This window comes from Lysinibacillus sp. FSL M8-0134, assembly GCF_038069745.1.
In the GTDB taxonomy this organism is placed as follows: Bacteria; Bacillota; Bacilli; order Bacillales_A; family Planococcaceae; genus Lysinibacillus; species Lysinibacillus irui.
This window is the reverse complement of record NZ_JBBPAJ010000001.1, coordinates 3,614,815-3,634,615: the sequence shown is the minus strand read 5'-3', so window position 1 is coordinate 3,634,615 and position 19,801 is coordinate 3,614,815. Positions and strand designations below refer to the sequence as shown.

The 19,801-nt window shown below is 38.4% G+C and carries 23 protein-coding genes and 1 tRNA gene; 21 read left to right on the top strand and 3 right to left on the bottom strand.

Annotated elements, in window-relative coordinates:
* Positions 1 to 2 precede the first annotated feature (2 nt).
* The 15 genes from MKY49_RS18505 to MKY49_RS18435 all read left to right on the top strand — a co-directional run bounded on the left by MKY49_RS18505 (position 3) and on the right by MKY49_RS18435 (position 13,517).
* Positions 3 to 545 carry an acyltransferase gene (locus MKY49_RS18505; protein WP_274794399.1) on the top strand — a complete coding sequence of 181 codons (543 nt, stop codon included), beginning with the start codon at positions 3 to 5 and terminating at the stop codon, positions 543 to 545.
* 331 nt (positions 546 to 876) lie between these two features.
* Positions 877 to 2,049, top strand: coding sequence for an ATP phosphoribosyltransferase regulatory subunit (locus MKY49_RS18500; protein ID WP_274794398.1), 1,173 nt, complete (start codon positions 877 to 879; stop codon positions 2,047 to 2,049).
* The gene (gene hisG / locus MKY49_RS18495) at positions 2,042 to 2,686 is read left to right on the top strand and encodes an ATP phosphoribosyltransferase (RefSeq protein ID WP_274794397.1); all 645 of its coding nucleotides are present in this window, start codon (positions 2,042 to 2,044) and stop codon (positions 2,684 to 2,686) included. Before MKY49_RS18500 ends, hisG begins: the two co-directional genes overlap by 8 nt.
* A gap of 32 nt (positions 2,687 to 2,718) precedes the next feature.
* Positions 2,719 to 3,993, top strand: a complete 1,275-nt coding sequence (gene hisD / locus MKY49_RS18490) for a histidinol dehydrogenase (protein WP_341386826.1) — start codon at positions 2,719 to 2,721, stop codon at positions 3,991 to 3,993.
* Between the two features lie 4 nt (positions 3,994 to 3,997).
* Positions 3,998 to 4,597, top strand: coding sequence for an imidazoleglycerol-phosphate dehydratase HisB (hisB, locus tag MKY49_RS18485; RefSeq protein WP_274794395.1), 600 nt, complete (start codon positions 3,998 to 4,000; stop codon positions 4,595 to 4,597).
* Complete coding sequence (hisH, locus tag MKY49_RS18480) at positions 4,594 to 5,226, top strand: imidazole glycerol phosphate synthase subunit HisH (RefSeq protein ID WP_341386825.1); 633 nt, start codon at positions 4,594 to 4,596, stop codon at positions 5,224 to 5,226. The genes hisB and hisH overlap by 4 nt, the downstream gene beginning before the upstream one ends.
* A complete protein-coding gene (hisF, locus tag MKY49_RS18475; RefSeq protein ID WP_322605833.1) occupies positions 5,220 to 5,981 on the top strand; it encodes an imidazole glycerol phosphate synthase subunit HisF in 762 nt (253 codons plus the stop codon). Before hisH ends, hisF begins: the two co-directional genes overlap by 7 nt.
* Positions 5,978 to 6,595: a bifunctional phosphoribosyl-AMP cyclohydrolase/phosphoribosyl-ATP diphosphatase HisIE gene (gene hisIE, locus MKY49_RS18470; protein WP_274794392.1), complete on the top strand. Its 618-nt coding sequence runs from the start codon at positions 5,978 to 5,980 to the stop codon at positions 6,593 to 6,595. The genes hisF and hisIE overlap by 4 nt, the downstream gene beginning before the upstream one ends.
* Positions 6,596 to 6,685: 90 nt before the next feature.
* The gene (locus tag MKY49_RS18465; protein ID WP_341386824.1) at positions 6,686 to 8,209 is read left to right on the top strand and encodes a tetratricopeptide repeat protein; all 1,524 of its coding nucleotides are present in this window, start codon (positions 6,686 to 6,688) and stop codon (positions 8,207 to 8,209) included.
* 186 nt (positions 8,210 to 8,395) lie between these two features.
* A complete protein-coding gene (gene trxB / locus MKY49_RS18460) occupies positions 8,396 to 9,340 on the top strand; it encodes a thioredoxin-disulfide reductase (RefSeq protein ID WP_274794390.1) in 945 nt (314 codons plus the stop codon).
* Between the two features lie 424 nt (positions 9,341 to 9,764).
* On the top strand, positions 9,765 to 10,232 hold the full coding sequence (locus tag MKY49_RS18455) for an NUDIX hydrolase (RefSeq protein WP_274794389.1): 468 nt from the start codon (positions 9,765 to 9,767) through the stop codon (positions 10,230 to 10,232).
* A 9-nt stretch (positions 10,233 to 10,241) separates the two neighbouring features.
* Positions 10,242 to 11,135 (top strand): RNase adapter RapZ, encoded by an 894-nt coding sequence (gene rapZ / locus MKY49_RS18450; RefSeq protein ID WP_274794388.1) that lies wholly within the window; start codon positions 10,242 to 10,244, stop codon positions 11,133 to 11,135.
* A 4-nt stretch (positions 11,136 to 11,139) separates the two neighbouring features.
* A complete protein-coding gene (locus MKY49_RS18445) occupies positions 11,140 to 12,135 on the top strand; it encodes a gluconeogenesis factor YvcK family protein (protein WP_341386823.1) in 996 nt (331 codons plus the stop codon).
* Positions 12,136 to 12,198: 63 nt separating this feature from the next.
* On the top strand, positions 12,199 to 13,146 hold the full coding sequence (whiA, locus tag MKY49_RS18440; protein WP_274794386.1) for a DNA-binding protein WhiA: 948 nt from the start codon (positions 12,199 to 12,201) through the stop codon (positions 13,144 to 13,146).
* Between the two features lie 113 nt (positions 13,147 to 13,259).
* Positions 13,260 to 13,517: an HPr family phosphocarrier protein gene (locus tag MKY49_RS18435; protein ID WP_274794385.1), complete on the top strand. Its 258-nt coding sequence runs from the start codon at positions 13,260 to 13,262 to the stop codon at positions 13,515 to 13,517.
* Here MKY49_RS18435 and MKY49_RS18430 read toward each other — a convergent pair.
* Both MKY49_RS18430 and clpP read right to left on the bottom strand, forming a co-directional pair.
* On the bottom strand, positions 13,514 to 13,645 hold the full coding sequence (locus MKY49_RS18430; RefSeq protein ID WP_313469932.1) for a hypothetical protein: 132 nt from the start codon (positions 13,643 to 13,645) through the stop codon (positions 13,514 to 13,516). The genes MKY49_RS18435 and MKY49_RS18430 overlap by 4 nt on opposite strands.
* A gap of 149 nt (positions 13,646 to 13,794) precedes the next feature.
* Positions 13,795 to 14,385, bottom strand: a complete 591-nt coding sequence (gene clpP, locus MKY49_RS18425; protein WP_004228025.1) for an ATP-dependent Clp endopeptidase proteolytic subunit ClpP — start codon at positions 14,383 to 14,385, stop codon at positions 13,795 to 13,797.
* Between the two features lie 306 nt (positions 14,386 to 14,691).
* Between clpP and MKY49_RS18420 the strand changes: the two genes are divergently transcribed.
* From MKY49_RS18420 to MKY49_RS18405, 4 genes are all read left to right on the top strand, one after another.
* Positions 14,692 to 14,766, top strand: a tRNA-Arg gene (locus MKY49_RS18420).
* Between the two features lie 496 nt (positions 14,767 to 15,262).
* Positions 15,263 to 16,060 (top strand): basic amino acid ABC transporter substrate-binding protein, encoded by a 798-nt coding sequence (locus MKY49_RS18415; protein ID WP_341386822.1) that lies wholly within the window; start codon positions 15,263 to 15,265, stop codon positions 16,058 to 16,060.
* A gap of 88 nt (positions 16,061 to 16,148) precedes the next feature.
* Entirely contained in the window at positions 16,149 to 16,853 is a 705-nt protein-coding gene (locus MKY49_RS18410; protein ID WP_274794382.1) for an amino acid ABC transporter permease, read from the top strand.
* The gene (locus MKY49_RS18405; protein ID WP_274794381.1) at positions 16,850 to 17,572 is read left to right on the top strand and encodes an amino acid ABC transporter ATP-binding protein; all 723 of its coding nucleotides are present in this window, start codon (positions 16,850 to 16,852) and stop codon (positions 17,570 to 17,572) included. The genes MKY49_RS18410 and MKY49_RS18405 overlap by 4 nt, the downstream gene beginning before the upstream one ends.
* A 45-nt stretch (positions 17,573 to 17,617) precedes the next feature.
* Here MKY49_RS18405 and MKY49_RS18400 read toward each other — a convergent pair whose 3' ends face one another.
* Positions 17,618 to 18,232 (bottom strand): spore coat protein, encoded by a 615-nt coding sequence (locus MKY49_RS18400; RefSeq protein ID WP_313469928.1) that lies wholly within the window; start codon positions 18,230 to 18,232, stop codon positions 17,618 to 17,620.
* Positions 18,233 to 18,367: 135 nt separating this feature from the next.
* Between MKY49_RS18400 and MKY49_RS18395 the strand changes: the two genes are divergently transcribed.
* Together MKY49_RS18395 and MKY49_RS18390 are read left to right on the top strand one after the other, a co-directional pair.
* On the top strand, positions 18,368 to 18,952 hold the full coding sequence (locus tag MKY49_RS18395) for a LemA family protein (protein ID WP_274794379.1): 585 nt from the start codon (positions 18,368 to 18,370) through the stop codon (positions 18,950 to 18,952).
* Positions 18,952 to 19,701, top strand: coding sequence for a TPM domain-containing protein (locus MKY49_RS18390; RefSeq protein WP_313469926.1), 750 nt, complete (start codon positions 18,952 to 18,954; stop codon positions 19,699 to 19,701). Before MKY49_RS18395 ends, MKY49_RS18390 begins: the two co-directional genes overlap by 1 nt.
* Positions 19,702 to 19,801: the final 100 nt, after the last annotated feature.

Here is a 19,801-nt window from a genome sequence, read left to right as displayed (position 1 = left end):
AGATGGCGCGTAAAACAGAACGTTACCGTGTTGAAGGAGCTAATTCGCTTTGGAATATTTATGACACGGTGTCCTTTTGGAAGGTGATGAAGTGTTTCATTGTCATTCAAATCGGACGCTTCACACCATTTTTACGTGTGAAAAACTGGTTATATCGTACATTTTTAAATATGACAATTGGCGAGCGAACTTCATTAGCGTTGATGGTTATGCCAGATACTATGTTTCCTGAACGTATTTTCATTGGAGAAAATACGGTAATTGGTTTTAATACGACCATTTTAGCGCATGAATATTTAATAGAAGAATACCGTTTAGGTGATGTTCATATTGGTAATGAAGTCATGATTGGAGCAAATTCAACGATTTTACCTGGTGTAACAATTGGAGATGGTGCTATTGTTTCAGCCGCCTCCCTCGTACATAAGGATGTACCAGCAGGTTGTTTAGCAGGAGGAAACCCTATGAGAATTATTTATACTGCTGAACAAATGGCAGAGCGTAAGCGTAATGAAGTTGTAGAGTGGAGTACGCCACAAAAGTAGAAAAACTCACGTTGTATGGAGACATACTTCGTGAGTTTTTTTAGTATAAAGGCTATCCAGAACACTTGTAGGCATAGCTTTTATTGTGATGGTCCATGAAAGTGCTTCGTCATAATATAGTCCAAATACACATATTGTTTAAATTTAAAGAAATGATGTTATGGGTTCGTACACCATACAATGTATATAATTAACAGAAAAATAAGTATTTAAAGATTGTGAAAATAGAGAAGATAACGTTGACTGTTTAAGCAAAATAAGTTAGAATTCTTTCATAATCTAATTCTCTAATACTCTAGTGAATTAAAGTGTGATATAAGGATGTGACCATATGTCTTCATTAAAAATGTTTGAAAAACCACTTGGAATGCGTGATACATTCCCGCAAATCTATGAGAAGGTTGAAGCCGTTAGACATGCAGGCAGAGACTTTTTATATAAAAGGGGTTATGAGTTTATTAAAACACCTGCTGTGGAATATTTCGATACGGTCGGGAAAGCTTCAGCGATAGCGGATGCTCATTTATTTAAATTGGTGGATAGTCAGGGGAACACACTAGTATTGCGACCAGATATGACAACGCCTATTGCTCGAGTAGCAACATCGAAATTATTGAAAGAAATGATTCCACTACGCCTTGCGTATTTCGCAAGTGTTTTTCGTGCTCAAGAAGCTGAGGGAGGAAGACCAGCAGAGTTCGACCAGATGGGGATTGAGTTAATAGGTGATCAATCCGTATTTGCTGATGCAGAAGTCATTGTTACAGCAATGGAGCTATTGAAGCATTTTAAATTAGAGGAATTTAAAGTGACAATTGGTCATGCAGGCATCCTTCATTGCATTTTACAAGATTACACAGAGAGTAACGAGCAACAAGCAATACTAAGAGCTTTGCTTGTCCAACGGAATTATGTAGGGTTTGAAGAAGCGGTGGAGTCATTTGATTTGCCAAAAGCTAAAACCGATGCTCTCCTCCAGTTTATAGAAGAAGCAATGAATGTAAGGGATATTCGGGATATTGAAAAATATGTACGTAAAAATGATGCGTTAGAGTATATGCAGCAGCTTGCTCAGCTACTAGAAATGGCTGACTTAGCTGAACATGTTACTTTTGATTTCACACTTTCGAGTCATATGAGCTATTACACTGGCATGCTTTTTGAAGTATTTGCGGTAGGGAGCGGTTTTCCGTTAGGGAATGGTGGCCGTTATGATGGCTTGCTAGGGGTATTTGGTTCAAAGGTTGGTGCGACAGGTTTTAGCATTCGAGTTGACCGATTATTAGAAACGTTAAATGGGGAGTCAGAGAAACAACAGGAAGCAACCGTTGTGCTCTTTGAGGAAGAACAATTCGAGGCAGCATTGTTAAAGGTCAAAGCATTGCGAGCAGCAGGGAAATTGGCTACTTTACAGTTACGTAGCAGCCTAGTAGATGAAGCAGCCTATTTAGCTTACTTTACAGAAGTGGTGGTTGTAGGACAGGAGGAAATTGGCAGTGAATGAATTAACGATTGCAATGCCAAAAGGGCGAATCTTTGAAGAGGCCTATCGAATGCTATTAGAGGCAGGTTTTAATTTACCAGCAGAAGTAGAAATGTCACGTAAATTAATGATTGAAATACCAGAGGAAAAAATTCGCTTTATTTTATCAAAGCCAATGGACGTTCCTGTCTATGTTGAACATGGTGTTGCTGATATTGGGATTGCTGGAAAGGATGTTTTGTTAGAACAGCAGCGTGAGGTTCATGAATTACTCGATTTAAAAATTAGTAATTGCTATATCGCATCTGCAGGTTTGCCAAATACATCAATGAATGAAATTGCACCTCGAATTGCTACGAAATATCCGAATATCGCTATGAAATATTATAAGGGAATTGGAGAGCAAGTAGAAATTATCGAACTTAATGGATCTATTGAATTAGCACCGATGATTGGTTTAGCGGATCGTATTGTCGATATTGTTTCTACTGGGCGTACACTAAAAGAAAATGGTTTAGTAGAGTACGAATTTATTACTGCCGTTTCTTCACGATTAATAGCAAACCCTGTAAGTTATCGTATGAAGGGTGAGCGTATTATGGATCTTGTCAAGCGATTGAAAAAATGTGTGAATGAGCACAAAAATAATCAAATTTAGTTACATATAAGGGACTAAAGGGGTTTAATTCGATGAAAATAACAAAGCTTGCAAAAGGTATTTCTTTAAAAAGGCCACTTGAAGGAGGAAATGAGGAACAGCTAAATGTTGTGAGACAAGTCTTATCTGAGGTGAAGAAACAGGGAGATGCAGCGATACGATTCTATACTGAAAAATGGGATGGCTATGCTCCTGAAAGCTTGCGTGTTACAGAGAAGGAAATTGCAGAAGCCGTAAATGCTCTTGATCAACAACTGTATAGCGATTTAGCAGAGGCTGCTGAAAATATTCGATTATACCATGAACAACAAATACGTACAGGCTACCATATGGAGTTGGGAGATGGTTCTTGGTTAGGACAACGAGTGACTGCTTTGGATGCAGTAGGGTTGTATGTTCCAGGTGGTACTGCAGCATATCCATCATCGGTATTAATGAATGTGATTCCGGCTCAGGTTGCTGGCGTGCAGCGTATTGTCATTACTTCTCCTGCTAATCAGAGCGGGAAATTACCAGCAGGTGTACTTGTAGCAGCTCATCTTTTAGGCATAAATGAAATCTATAAAGTTGGTGGAGCACAAGCGATTGCTGCACTTGCATACGGTACAGAAACAATTGCTCCAGTCGATAAAATTACAGGCCCTGGCAATATTTTCGTAGCTCTGGCCAAACGGGAGGTGTTTGGTGAGGTAGCGATTGATATGATTGCGGGACCTAGTGAAATTGCGGTGTTGGCTGACGACACAGCCTACCCTGATGAAATTGCTGCTGATCTTTTATCACAGGCAGAGCATGATGTATTAGCTTGTGCCATACTCGTAACGACTTCGGAACAACTAGCGAAAAAGGTTGCTGAGGAAGTAGACAAGCAATTGAAGACTTTACCACGTCAAGAAGTGGCACGGGCTTCCATAGAAAAATTCGGAGCAATTTATGTTGCTGACACTTTAGCAGATGCAGTGGAAGCGATTAACACGTTAGCACCTGAGCATTTAGAAATTCTTACAGAAAATGCAGAAGTTATTGCTGAGCAAGTAAGACATGCGGGTGGTATATTTATTGGCCGATACAGCTCAGAGCCTGTTGGAGATTACTTTGCAGGGACAAATCATGTGCTACCAACCAATAGCACGGCTCGTTTTGCAAGTGGCTTAAGTGTTGATGATTTTGTGAAAAAATCAAGTATTGTTTATTATAGCGGAAAAACATGGGAAGAAAATGCACCGAAAATTGCACGTCTAGCGCGTATGGAAGGCTTAGAGGGTCATGCGCGTGCAGTGGAATCACGCGGATGGGAGAAGGAATAGGACAATGGTAGAAAAGAAACGATATGCAAAAGTAGAACGTACCACAAATGAAACGCAAATTACAGTAGCAATTGATTTAGATGGTGAAGGCCAAGCAACTATTCAAACAGGTGTTGGATTTATGGACCATATGTTAGATTTATTTATCAAGCATGGACTATTTAATGGAACTATCCAAGCGAATGGTGATACTTACATCGACGATCATCATACAACAGAAGATCTTGGTATTGTCTTAGGCCAAGCTATTCGTGAAGCACTTGGTGATAAAAAAGGTATTAAACGCTATGGTACAGCATTTGTGCCGATGGATGACGCACTAGCACAGGTTGTAGTAGATTGCTCCAATCGACCACATTTAGAGTATCGAGTGCCACCATTAAAAGAAAAAGTAGGGACGTTTGATACAGAGTTAGTGCATGAATTTTTATGGAAATTTGCGCTAGAAGCACGTATGAATGTTCACGTCATAGTACCTTATGGAAACAATACACATCATATTATTGAGGCAATTTTCAAAGCACTAGCACGTGCTATTGATGCTGCAGTAGAAATTGATCCACGTGTTAAAGGTGTACCATCGACTAAGGGGCTGTTAACGTGAAAATAGGCGTGATTGATTATGGTATGGGTAATTTATTTAGTGTAGAACAGGCATTAAAGCGACTAGGTTGTGAGGTTGTTGTGTCTGCTGATGAAAAGATGCTAGATACGACAGATGCGCTTTTATTACCAGGAGTTGGCGCATTCCCTGATGCTAGAAAGCGATTAGCAGAAACAAAGCTAGATTGTTATTTACAAAAGGTGTATAGCGAAAATCGCCCCTTATTGGGAATTTGTCTAGGCATGCAATTATTATTTGAGCAAAGTGATGAAGTAACGCCAACAAAAGGGTTAGGATTTTTTAAAGGGTGTATTACCCGCTTTACCGGTATGACAGAAGACCAGCTATACCGGGTGCCACATATGGGGTGGAATGAGCTGATATTAACGAATCAGCCGGCATGGTTGAACAATGAAATAGCAGCGAAGCATGTTTATTTTGTTCATTCCTATTATGCAAAAAATATAGAGGAATCAGAGCTTGTTGCCTATGCAGATTATTATGGCATGAAAGTGCCAGGTATTGTGACAAATGGTTCCGTGACAGGCATGCAATTTCACCCTGAAAAGTCAGGGGAACTAGGTATTTATTTATTAGAGCAATGGCTGAAAGGTGTGAAAGTATGCTAACGAAACGTATTATCCCATGTCTTGATGTGAAGGAAGGTCGGGTTGTAAAGGGCATACAATTTGAATCTATTCGTGATGCGGGTGATCCAGTAGAGCTTGCGCAGTTCTATGATGAACAAGGGGCAGATGAGCTTGTCTTTCTAGATATTTCTGCTTCACATGAAGGTCGCCAAACGATGGTAGACGTTGTTCGTCAAACAGCTGCTACACTTGCCATTCCTTTTACAGTAGGTGGTGGTATTCGTACATTGGATGATATGAAACGTATTTTACGTGCGGGTGCTGATAAAGTATCAGTCAATACTTCTGCTTTGGAGCGACCAGCCCTTATCCAAGAAGGCTCCGATTTCTTTGGTGCACAATGTATCGTAGTAGCAATTGATGCTCGCTATAGTGAAGTGGACGGCACGTGGATGGTTTATACACATGGTGGGCGTAACAAAACAGCTTGGTCGGCTATTGATTGGGCAAAGGAAGCTGTACGTTTAGGAGCAGGTGAAATTTTATTAACAAGCATGAATCAAGATGGAGAAAAGTCCGGTTTTGATTTAGCTTTAACAAAAGCGGTACGAGAGGCAGTAACAGTCCCGGTTATTGCTAGTGGTGGAGCAGGACATGCCGAGCATTTTTACGAAGTATTAGCACAAGAGGTAGATGCAGATGCTGCACTGGCAGCTTCGATCTTCCATTACAAGGAAACAAGCGTAGCACAAGTAAAAGAATACCTACGTGAAAAAGGAGTGGCAATAAGATGATAGAGAACATCCAATTCGATGAGCGAGGTCTTGTTACAGCTGTTGTACAAGATGCCAATACAAAAGAAGTGCTAACGGTAGCTTATATGAATCAAGAGTCCTTGGCTAAAACAATTCAATCAGGAGAAACTTGGTTTTATTCTCGTTCGCGCCAAGAGCTTTGGCATAAAGGGGCTACAAGTGGTCATACGCAACAAGTAGTATCCATAAAAGCAGACTGTGATCAAGATGCCTTAGTGGTGGAAGTTCTACCAGCTGGACCAGCCTGTCATAACGGTACAACTTCTTGCTTTACGGAGGTTATTCAACAATATGATAAGGTAGGCTCCGTGGACATTATCTCTAAACTTGCACGTGTGATTGAAAAGCGTGAGCAGGAAATGCCAGAGGGAGCATATACTACATATTTATTTGATAAGGGTATTGATAAAATCTGTAAAAAGGTTGGAGAAGAAGCGACGGAGGTTGTCATAGGGGCTAAAAATCGAGATGCTGAGGAAGTAAAATGGGAGGCAGCTGATCTGCTGTATCACCTTCTCGTTTTACTGCAAGAACAAAAGGTAAGTATTTATGATGTACTACATGTGTTGGAAAAACGTCACGAGGAGAAATAACAGCATATTATTGATTGTATGGTATAATAGAGATTACTGTGTAAAGGAACGTAAAATACGTTCCTTATTTCTTGTTTCGGAGGAAATATATTGGAAAAGAAACGTCAAAATGAGACTCAATCGAATATAGTGTCGTTCATTCCAACAGGCGACTATTATTATAAAAAATCAATTCAAGCTATGAACAGTGGTCAAATGAATAAGGCTTATAAATATTTACAGCGTGCGGTAGATTTAAGTCCTGATGATCCAATGATTAACTTGCAGCTAGCCATAGTAGAGTTAGAGGGTCAACGTTTTGAGGAAGCGTATGATCTGCTTCGTCATGCTTATCAAATTGATCCAGATAATCCTGAAATCATATTTTATATGGCAGAGGTATCTGGGTGTGTAGGCATAATGCATGATGCTAAACGCTTTGCGGAAGAATACTTAAAGTTAGAGCCAGAAGGTGCTTATGCGGATGAGGCAGCAGAAATATTAGAATTCGTCGCTTTTGAGCAGGACGATTTGGAAGAACTTGAAGGCTCGGGTGAGGATTTATATCGCCAGGAGCAGGCTCGTCGTTGTATGGAAAAGGGAGATTTCCCAGAAGCTATTAATATTTTAGAAGATTTAATTGAAAATCGCCCAGCATTTTGGTCTGCCTATAATAATTTAGCGCTCGCTTATTTTTATGTTGGAGAAGAAGAACAAGCAAAAGCTCTCTTACATACAGTGCTACGTGAAAATAAGGGCAACTTACATGCGCTATGTAATTTAACGGTGATTGCGTATTATGAAAAGAATGAAGAAGACTTACAAGCGCTATTAAATGTGCTTGTTAAAATTCAGCCTTATACTTGGGAGCATCGTTATAAGCTTGGAGCGACATTAGCCTTAATAGGGCAATACGAATTAGCCTATAAGTGGTTACGCAGTATGCAAAAGAGAGGCTATGTTGGAGATGCAGGTTTTTACTTTTGGTTATCCCATGCTGCATATTTCTCAGATCATGTGGAGATTTCGAAAAGTGCTTGGGATCAGCTTCTAGAGCTAGATCCAGACAAAGAAGGCTTTGAGCCATGGCGCCAACAGGAGAATGAATTTGCTCTGGATGCCTTGGAGCATGATCGTGATTTTATTGTTGAAAAATTAGAAAGTTCTTATACAAGTGAACGTATTTTTGGGTTGTTTTTATTGAAAGGAACTGCCCATAAGCAAGAAATTATCGCCCATCCGAAATGGGTCAATATTGAACAATTAGGCTCATTCGAGAAGTTATTTTTGGCTTACGCACTGGGTCATGAATTTGATAAGAAAAATAAAGTAGAAGCAAGCTTTTTACGTGCAGTCCATGTTTCAGAAATTTTATTAGAACAGTATGGAAAGCTATCATCACTGATTGTTCCAATGTTTCAGATGTGGTTTGTACTTTGTGAACAAGCTTTAGTACAAAATTATCGTTTTACTAATCCTGCAGCGATTGCGGGAGCAAATGACTATTTGTTTAAATCTTCACAGATGCTCAAAGTAACAAAAAAAGAAATAGCTCAACAATATGGGGTTTCTGTTTCCACTTTAACGAAGTATATTGATGAAATCTTAACATTTTTACCTGATAGTCATAATTAGCGTGTGAGCAACATAGTTGAATAACTTTATACTTTCACATACGATGAACATACTAACGTTATCACCAATATTCCTTGGCGACGTTGCGTTTTATAACCGTCCTATCCGCCAAGGGCTTTATCTTCTTCAATAGGTGACGTTACACTTAATGAAGATAAAAAGTATTTTGTTTAGGGGGAAGTATTTATGTCGGAAGAAAAAATTTATGATGTAGTAATCATTGGTGCAGGTCCTGCAGGGATGACTGCTGCTGTCTATACATCTCGTGCAAATTTATCAACATTAATGATTGAACGTGGTATTCCTGGTGGGCAAATGGCTAACACAGAAGAAGTAGAAAATTACCCAGGTTTTGATACAATTTTAGGGCCTGAGCTTTCTACAAAAATGTTTGAGCACGCTAAAAAATTTGGTGCTGAATATGCCTACGGTGATGTAACAGAAATCATTGATGGTGAAGAATATAAAACCATTAAATCAGGTGCAAAAGAATATAAAACACGTGCCATTATCATTACAACAGGAGCAGAGTATAAAAAAATGGGTGTGCCAGGTGAAAAAGAACTTGGCGGCCGTGGCGTCAGCTACTGTGCAGTATGTGATGGGGCATTCTTTAAACAAAAAAATCTAGTCGTTGTAGGTGGAGGAGATTCAGCTGTTGAAGAGGGTGTTTATCTGACTCGCTTTGCTGATAAAGTTACAATTGTCCACCGTCGCGATAAATTACGTGCTCAAAAAATTCTGCAAGATCGTGCTTTTGCTAACGACAAAATTGATTTCATTTGGAATGCAACTGTAAAAGAAATTAATGAGGCTAATGGTAAAGTTGGTAGTGTAACACTACAATCAACTGTTGATGGTACAGAATCTGAATTTGCAACAGATGGTGTCTTTGTATACATTGGAATGTTACCTTTAACTAAACCATTTGAATCATTAGGTATTTTAAATGATGCTGGTTATATTTTGACAAATGACAATATGGAAACAACAATCCCAGGTATTTTTGCTGCTGGGGATGTTCGTGAAAAATCACTTCGTCAAATTGTCACAGCAACAGGTGATGGTAGTATTGCTGCACAAGCTGTACAGCATTATGTAGAAGAACTATTAGAAAAAATTAATGCCTAACATGGCTTTTAAGGAAAAAAATACAATTTTAATGTGGTTTTAATATTGCTGTAACTTGAATGACATATAAAAGGTGTATGATTAAACATGTAATTAGCAATCCCCCTTTTATTTTGTTAGTAGGTTGTTTCCGCCTCAATAGGTGGGAGCAACCTACTTTTTTATTTGTATTGATCATGATGTTATTTACATTGTTTTACTAAATGAAGAGAACACCTCTTAAGCGTCATCTAGCGGAATGACGATCATTCCAGTAAGGATATTTAATTTATAAAAAGCGTAAGTTATGCCCACAAATAATTCACAATGCTTGAATAAAACTAAATTGTTAATTGTCTTTGCTAGAGAGTTGTAAATGAGGACAAATCTTGCAAGGTCTTGCTATAATGGAGAGTAGAATGCAAAAGTGATTAGAGGTGTGCCTATGCAAAGAATTGCAAATTTAATTGCCGTAAAAGACGGTAAAGTATTATTACTTCAGAAACCAAGACGAGGCTGGTATGTTGCTCCAGGAGGAAAAATGGAGAGCGGTGAGTCTATCTTTGAGGCTGCTGTCCGTGAGTTTCAAGAAGAGACAAATGTTACACCTTTGAATGTTCATTTAAAGGGTGTTTATACAATGATCATTAAAGAAAACAATGATGTTGTGGACGAATGGATGCTCTATACATTTGTTGCAAAGGATGTAGAAGGTATACCATTTGAAGAAACGAGAGAAGGCAAGCTTGCATGGCACCCAGTTGAGGATTTAGCACATTTGCCAATGGCTGAAGGAGATCGAACTAATTTACAATTTGCCGTTTCACAAACAGGTATTCAATATGGCACGTTTGACTATACAACGAATTTTGAATTACTTCATCAGAAAATACAAATATCAAAAGAACAATAAAGGAGTTGCATGACAGTGGTGGTTGAAAGCCAACAAAGTACACATGAATTGGTTATTATTACAGGAATGTCTGGAGCTGGAAAGACCGTGGCTATTCAAAGCTTTGAGGATTTAGGGTATTACTGTATTGATAATTTACCACCTGCGTTACTTACAACTTTTTTAACTCTGCTAAGAGATTCTGGTAAAAATAGTACGCGTATCGCGGCGGTAATGGATATGCGTGGTGGCGATTTTTTTGATGCTCTAATTGGCGCATTAGACCATATACTAAAAGAAGGCGATATTGTAGCTCGTATTTTATTTTTAGATGCAGACGATGCCACATTAGTCAGACGCTATAAAGAAACAAGGCGTGCCCATCCATTAGCAGTAAATGGTTTACCATTAGATGGAATTAAACATGAACGTGCACTCTTATCTGAAGTAAAAGGCCGTGCTAATTTCGTTTATAACACATCTAACATGAAGCCAAAGCAACTGCGCGAAAGAATTGTCAAAGAATTTGCTAGTGATGCAGATACTATTTTTACTGTTAACATCATGTCCTTTGGCTTTAAGCATGGTATGCCCATTGATGCTGATTTAGTATTCGATGTGCGTTTTCTTAAAAATCCATATTATGTGGAGGAACTGCGTCCTAAAACGGGTCTTCAAACAGAGGTATCCTCTTATGTTTTAGCTTTGGAAGATACACAAATACTCATCCAAAAACTAACGGATTTATTAGACTTTATGATTCCTCTTTATCGACAAGAAGGTAAATCTCAACTTGTCATTGCTTTCGGTTGTACTGGGGGGCAGCATCGCTCAGTGACGTTAGCAGAATTTTTTGGTGCCTATTTTGCAGGCAAGGAAAATACGGTTATTACGCATCGTGATATTAATCGTAGAAAGGAATGAGTGAATGGGGAAAAAGCAAACAAAGCTTGTGGTAATAGGTGGTGGCACAGGACTTTCTACGTTACTGCGCGGGCTTAAGCATCATCCATTTGATATTACTGCTATTGTAACAGTGGCAGATGATGGTGGTTCTTCTGGCCGTTTACGTGATGACTACGATATTCCACCACCTGGTGATGTTCGCAATGTCATTGCAGCATTATCAGATATTGAGCCACTTGTTGAGCAAATGTTTCAGTACCGTTTTTCAGCATCAGAGGATTTACGAGGACATTCTTTGGGAAACTTAATGCTTACAGCTCTTACTGATATTACAGGCGATTTCAGCCATGCTATAAGTGAAATGGGAAAGGTTTTAAAAGTTCATGGTCGCGTTATACCAGCAGCAAATAAAAAAATAAACCTACATGCTGTGCTAGAGGATGGTTCAATTATCGAAGGAGAATCCAAAATACCAACAGCAACAAAGCGCATTAATCGCGTTTTTTTAGTACCTGAAAATGTGCAACCGTTACCAGAAGCTATTCGTGCCATACATCGTGCAGACTATATTTTAATCGGTCCTGGAAGCTTGTATACAAGTATCATTCCCAATTTGCTTGTGAAGGAGATTGGTGAAGCTGTAGTGAAAGCAAAAGGAAGAAAAATATATGTTTGTAATTTAATGACGCAAAAAGGTGAAACCATTTCTTATACAGCAGGCGATCATGTAGCAGCCATACATAAGCATGTTGGCAACGATTTTATTGATTCGATTTTAGTAAATGATGAAGAACTCCCAATTCCAGTAAAAGAACTGTATAAAGAAGAAAGAGCTGAACCAGTAACATTTGATGTGGCAAAGCTTGAAAGTATGGGTTTAGAGGTAATTAAACGTGACATTGCGGCTATTAGGCAGGATGGAACTGTTCGACATAATGCTGCAAATGTTGCAGAATGGCTAGTAGATTACGCTGATATTTACCATCAAAAGGTAAATAGACCGATTATAGAAACATAATACGTTTATTGTATATGGTAAGATAACATATACATAGAAATATGATTGAAAGGGGGGCGTGATATGTCTTTTGCTTCTGAAACAAAAAAAGAACTGACGCAAATAGAAGCGGACAATCATTGTATGAAAGCAGAAGTTTCTGCCCTAATTCGTATGAATGGTTCATTATCCTTTGCAAATAAACAACTAAGCTTAGACGTGCAAACTGAAAACGCTGCAATAGCTAGAAGATTATATACGATTATGAAAAAGTTATATCCATACAATGTGGAATTACTAGTTCGCAAGAAAATGCGACTTAAAAAAAATAATGTGTATATATGCCGTGTAAGAGAAGGTGCACGTGAGCTGTTAATTGATTTAGAAATCATCTCAGACGACTTTCAATTTAATCATACAATCTCAAGAGAGCTCATAAAAAAGAGTGGACAAAAAAGAGCGTATTTAAGAGGTGCATTTTTAGCAGGAGGTTCTGTCAATAATCCAGAAACATCAGCCTATCATTTAGAGATATATTCTTTATATAAAGAGCATGGTGAAGCATTAATGGATTTAATGAATGAATTTGAGCTCAATGCTAAAACAATTGAACGGAAAAAAGGCTTTGTGACGTATTTAAAGGAAGCAGAAAAAATTTCAGATTTCCTTAATATTGTTGGTGCCCACCAGGCTATGATGAAGTTTGAAGATGTTCGGATATTGCGAGATATGCGCAATAGTGTCAACCGTATTGTAAACTGTGAAACAGCCAATTTAAATAAGACCATAGGTGCAGCATTACGGCAAGTGGAGAATATTCGATTTATTGAAAATTCGATTGGCCTTGATCAACTGCCAGAGAAGCTTCGTGAAATAGCACGTCTACGTGTAGAATACCAAGATGTTACGTTAAAAGAGCTTGGTGAAATGGTTTCCAGTGGAACGGTTAGTAAATCAGGCGTTAACCATCGATTAAGAAAAATTGACGAAATTGCGGAAGCATTAAGACGCGGTGAAAAAATAGGTGGTTAAGTTTTCATACTTTTCAGGTATGAATGTCATGCGTAATCGCTTATTGTTCTTTTGCTAGTAAGTAAGGTAAGATAAAACTAATAGATGAACGGTAGTGAAGGGGAGTTTTGAGAATGATTGAGAGAAGAGTCCAGGTCAAATTAAAATTAGGACTACAAGCTAGACAAGCAGCACTATTTGTGCAAGAAGCAAATCGTTTTAGTGCTGATATCTTTCTAGAAAAAGATGAGAAAAAAGTAAATGCGAAATCCATTATGGGTGTCATGAGTCTAGCTGTCGCTAAAGGTACCGAAGTTACTTTAAGCAGTGAAGGCAACGATGCCGAGCAAGCGGTTACAGCATTGGCAACACTTATCGAAAAAGAAGATTAAACATTTGTAATATTATCGAACATAAAGGCACCACAGAGCAATTCTGTGGTGCCTTCATGTTGTTGAATAAATGTTCCGTTCCGCCCGCGTCCTTTCCCCAGAGGCGTCCGATGAGCCGCTTCACTCATTACGTTCGCTCCTTATCTCATTTGTGACGTTGATCCTCTAGGAGTAACGCTTAAAATGAGTAGGGAGAACATTATCACCTTTCACAAAAAAATTTATTTTTCAACACAATAAAGGCATCACAGAGCAAATCTGTGATGCCTTCTGTTTTTTATTTATTATCGCTACGATGCATAATATGGTCGATTAAACCGTATTCTTTAGCTCGCTCAGCAGTCATGAAGTTATCACGATCTGTGTCTCTTGCAATAACTTCAAGTGGTTGACCAGTGCGTTCAGATAAAATGCCGTTTAATTTTTCACGTAAGAATAAAATACGTTTAGCAGCAATTTCAATTTCCGTCGCTTGACCTTGTGCACCACCTAGTGGTTGGTGAATCATGACTTCTGCATTTGGTAATGCAAAACGTTTACCAGGTTCCCCAGCAGCAAGTAAGAATGCTCCCATTGACGCAGCCATACCAATACAAATTGTTTGAACCTGTGGCTTAATAATTTGCATTGTGTCGTAGATAGCCATACCAGCCGTAATTGATCCACCTGGTGAATTGATGTAAAGAGAGATATCTTTATCTGGATCTTCTGCTTGTAGGAAAAGAAGCTGTGCGACAATAGAGTTAGCTACATTGTCATCAATAGCACTTCCTAAAAGGATAATACGGTCTTTAAGCAGACGTGAGTAAATATCGTATGCACGTTCACCACGACTTGTTTGTTCAATAACTGTAGGAATTAAATTCATGTTAAATCCTCCTTAAAAAACTAAATTCGAATACCTTTGCTGAAATTTCCATTGTTATTTCAGCTGTATCCTTATCATACACATTATAGTCAGGGAAGGTCAAATATTAACCCTGCTAAAGTGAAATTAAAAAAAATATATTGTTTTTGCATTCTATGGTTGTATTTTGTGAGATACGTTTGTATAATAGTTAAGGTTATAAGTTTAAAGTACAGGACACTATTTTGCAGGTATGCTTCAAAAATGAGGATTATCTACATCATGCTTTTCGTAAGCCTAGAGTGAGTACTTTTTTTTTGTGCTTTTGCCCTCGTGGTGTAATGGATAACACGTAAGATTCCGGTTCTTGCACTGGGGGTTCGATTCCCTCCGAGGGCGCCATTTTACTGATTATAGATATACTTGTTATAGCTCGTCTCCTAATAAGTAGTTTAGCAGCCTGCTTAGTGGAGATAGAGAGGAAAAAGTAAGGGAATACTGTCCTAGTTGGCATTATTCCCCTATTTGTTCCTTTCAAACCTTCAAAAAAGCAACAACTCCAAATTATTTTTTAGTGAACATACTGTACGTGGACTAGTCATAGTCAAAAAAAGAATCCTTTCTGAGGGGATTCTTTTTTTTTGCCAAAATTTATCGAAAATTGGCATCGTTTATATTGTATATATATTAGTTTTAGGTTTGATTTCTTGTTATTTATACATATTTTATCTAATTATATGCATTTAATATAAATTTATATGAAAAAATATTTAGTTTTATGTGAAAAGTTGTTGTCTAATTACTATAATGTTAATATAATTGACCTAATAGTCTAACATTTCCGAATTGCGAAAAATAATACGCATTTCGGAATATTATCGAAACAGGGGGAAAAACAATGAAAAAAACAGGATGGATGTTATTGATGATGATAGCAGCTTTAACATTAGCACTTGCAGGTTGCGGAACAAAAGATGATGCATCCTCAGGTAGTACATCTTCAGAAGATGGCGGAGATGGGAAGAAAGTATATAAAGTAGGTACAGAGGCTACTTTTGCACCATTTGAATCTGTTGACGATTCAGGGAAAATTGTAGGGATTGATGTCGATATTTTACAAGCTATTGCGGATGAAATGGATTTTGAGGTTGAATGGAATAATATTGGTTGGGAGCCTGTTTTCCAAACAATTAAAAATGGCGAAACAGATATCGGTGCTTCTGGGATCACAATCACGGAAGAGCGTAAAGAATCATTTGATTTTACAGAACCATACTATGAATCTCAATTACTAATCGTTGTGAAAGAAGATTCAAAGATTAAGTCATTAGAAGAACTAAAAGATAAAAAGGTATCCGTTCAAATTAATGCTACTGGTCATATGGCAGCGAAAAAGTTACAAGGTGAAGCAAGTACAAATATTATGGCTTTTGAAAGTCAGCCAATCGCTATTCAAGAGATGTTAAATGGAAACGTTGATGCAGCTATTGGAGATAATGCAGTAGTTTATGAATATATTAAAGCTCATCCAGATCAAAAACTAAAAGTAATTGAAGATGATGCATTCGAAAAAGAATACTATGGCTTTATGGTTCAAAAGGGGAATAAAGAGCTATTAGATAAATTGAATGAAGGTCTTAAAAAGATTAAAGAAAACGGAAAATTAAAAGAAATTACAGGTACGGATTTTCAGTAATAAATGAGTAGGGTGATGCCACTAGCACAGCTACTGTGCTGGCGGCTCATTTAATTTTCGTAACTTTAAAGGGGAATGGGGTTTTCGGATGGACATCTTTGACCTACGCTGGGACATTGTCTGGAACTACCGAGATATGTTTATACGAGGTATTGGCGTAACACTTATTTTGACACTTAGTGGTTATTTTGGAGGTATTCTATTAGGTCTATTTTTGGGCCTAGGAAAATTATCGAGTAAAAAATGGATTTATTGGCCATCTAAACTATATATCGATTTATTCCGTGGAACACCAATGCTTGTGCAAATTTTGTTAATACACTTAGCAGTGATTCCAACAATCTTTGGTCATTCTTTAGGCTATATGGTTTCAGGGATTACAGCACTAATTTTAAACTGTGCAGCTTACAATGCGGAAATCTTCCGTGCAGGTATTCAAAGTATTGCAAAAGGGCAAATGGAGGCAGCTCGTTCTCTTGGTTTAACGCATAACCAGGCGATGCGAAAGGTCATTTTACCGCAAGCATTTAGACGCATGATTCCACCGTTAGGGAATGAATTCATTGCATTATTAAAAGATTCATCATTAGTAACAGTTATTGCAGCACCAGATATTTTATATGCTAGTAAAGTAGTAGCAGGTGCAAGTTTCCGCTTCTGGGAACCGTACATCGTTGCTGCATTACTATACTTAGTTTTAACATATGGTGTAACGAAGATTGTCGCATTTATCGAGAAACGTTTTAGCAATAGTTATGTCCCTCGTAAAGCAGAAGGGCGGGAAGCAAGATGATAAAAATTGAGAACCTACACAAATATTTTGGCAAGCTTGAAGTATTAAAAGGAATCGATTATGAAATTCAAGAGAAACAGGTTGTCTGCGTCATTGGACCATCTGGTTCAGGGAAAAGTACATTTTTACGCTGCATCAATATGCTTGAAGAAGTGACAGATGGTGCTATTTATATTGAAAACGTAAAAATAAATGATCCTAAAACGAATATCAATGAGATTCGAGCTGAAGTTGGCATGGTGTTTCAACAATTTAACTTATTCCCTCATATGACAGTTCTCGATAATGTAACGATGGCACCTATGCAAATTCGTAAAATGAGTCGTCCAGATGCTGAAGCACTTGGACATGAGTTATTGAAAAAGGTTGGACTCGACAGCAAGGCTTATAATTATCCTGAGCAGCTTTCAGGTGGTCAGCAGCAGCGTGTAGCCATTGCACGTGCCTTAGCAATGAAGCCCAAAGCCATTCTATTTGACGAGCCTACTTCCGCACTTGATCCAGAAATGGTAAAAGAGGTGCTAGATGTAATGAAAAATCTAGCTGCTGAAGGGATGACAATGGTTGTCGTTACCCATGAAATGGGGTTTGCTCGTGAAGTGGGCGATCGAGTTGTCTTTATGGATGGAGGCTTTATCGTAGAAGAAGGCTCTCCGGATGAATTGTTCGGCAATCCGCAAAACGAACGTACGAAGGCATTTTTAGGGAAAGTTCTATAATTAAAAAGACAGTCCATGGTGAGAAATTACACCATGGACTGTTTTTTAATGAAGGGGGTTAGATGTTGTGTCGTATGCATTAAGCATCGTTTGCATATCCTGTTCAGAGTACTGAGGCACCTGATAATAGCCATGCATATTTTGGTAAATCGATAATTCGTATGCCATTTCGATGCAGTTTGGAATACTATCAGCAACAACACGACGAACAACAGGGTTTGTTGTTTCCATCGCCGCAGTAGTCATACATTTAGCTGCCCCTTTTTGAGCACCAAGTAAGAAACCAGAAATGGCTTCATCATTAATTTCATTGGCATTTTGCATTGGTTTTTTAGGTTGACCAGCATTTAAGCCGTATTTAAAGTCATTACCTGTCTCCATTTGATAACGCCCTGTTGGCACAGATGGATCATGACCAGTTTTAAAGGACTCCACAATTGTATTGTACATACCTAGAGTGAAGTTATATTGGCGATCCAAAATGCTTAGTAGCTCTGGATCCTTTACATGTGGGCGTAAAATAATGGCTTGGTTCATACCAGCAATAATTTCGCCGATCGTTTCATGTATGTCCATCATTTCATGGCCACCATGATTTAGGCTATGTTGTTGATTGAAATTTGTTTGATTTGATGATTCGTTATAAAACGATTGTGACAAAAAAAACGCCTCCTCAAAGATATTTTGTTGCAGTATTTAGTATGTCGAGTCCATTCCATTTCATACGGTATAAATGTAAAAGCAAAAATGTAGACTAATGACAGAAGGAAAAGGAAGTTGAGGAGGCATTAAAATTTGAAAAAATCGTTCGGACCTATTGCTGTCATTGTTATTATTTTTGTGGTAATCGCTTTATTATTCATTCCTAAATATAATAGCCTGGTGTCAGCAGAGGAAAATGTTGATTCAAAATGGGCTCAAGTTGAGAATCAGCTCCAACGCCGTTTTGATTTAATCCCCAATTTAGTAGAATCTGTAAAAGGTTATGCCAATCATGAACAAGAAGTCATAACAAGTATAACGGAAGCACGTGCGCAAATGGGGAGTGCTAATTCACCGCAGGAGCAAGCTGTGGCAAATGATGCTTTAACTGGCGCACTAAGCAGATTACTTGTGGTAGTGGAAAATTACCCCAATTTAAAGGCTGATGCAAATTTCCGTCAGTTAATGGATGAATTAGCAGGCACAGAAAATCGTCTAGCTGTAGCACGCGAGGATTATAACAATGAGGTACAGCAATTTAATAAGCATGTTAAACGTTTCCCGGGTAATTTAGTTGCAGGGATGTTTGGATTCGAGCAAAAAGAATACTTTAAAGCGGCCGCAGGGGCTGACAAGGCGCCATCAATCGATTTTAGTCAATCATCAGGTACACACTAATGAAACGTTATATTGTACAGATTATCATCGTTTGCTCGGTGCTTCTTTTTTGTACGAATATGACGAAAGCAGCTATGCCATCACCAATGAAAAATACGTATATCCATGATTTTGCCAATGTTTTATCTGCAAATGTCAAAGAACAATTAAATCATTATTCAGAGCAGTTAGATCAAGGCACGGGTGCTGAGATTATGGTTGTCACAGTGGATAGTCTCAGCGGGCAGGAGCCAAAGATGTATGCAACCAAAATGATTCGCTCATGGGGAATAGGTGACAAAGAAAAAAATAATGGTGTCCTAATACTAGCCACTTTTGGTCAGGGTGAAGGCAATAATGATGTGGTAATAGCTGTTGGTCAGGGACTAGAGGGACCATTACCAGATGGTAAGCTAGGACGTATTTTAGATCATGCATTTTACCCATCTGCGAGTGAGGGAAACATTGATCAAGCCTTCCAAGCTACATATGCTGAAGTATTTCGCACTGTTGCGGAAGAGTATAATTGGAATGGGGAAGTACCTGTAGGAGCTAACGAGGGTGAAGATATGCCTGTTTGGTTAATCATCTTAATCATAATTGTTGTCCTCATCATTTATTCGTTCTTTTCAAAAGGCGGTGGTGGTCCAAGAGCTGGGGGCTTTGGTGGTTTTCCAGGAAGCTTTGGTGGAGGTCGATCGAGTGGTGGAGGCTTTGGAGGCTTTGGTGGAGGATCTTCTGCAGGAGGAGGAGCAAGCAGAAAATTCTAATCTGTCTGTATTAGCGAACTAATCATATTAGTTCGCTTTCCTTATGGATATATTTAGTGACCTTATTCATTGACATTAATTACATTATTGGTATAATTTG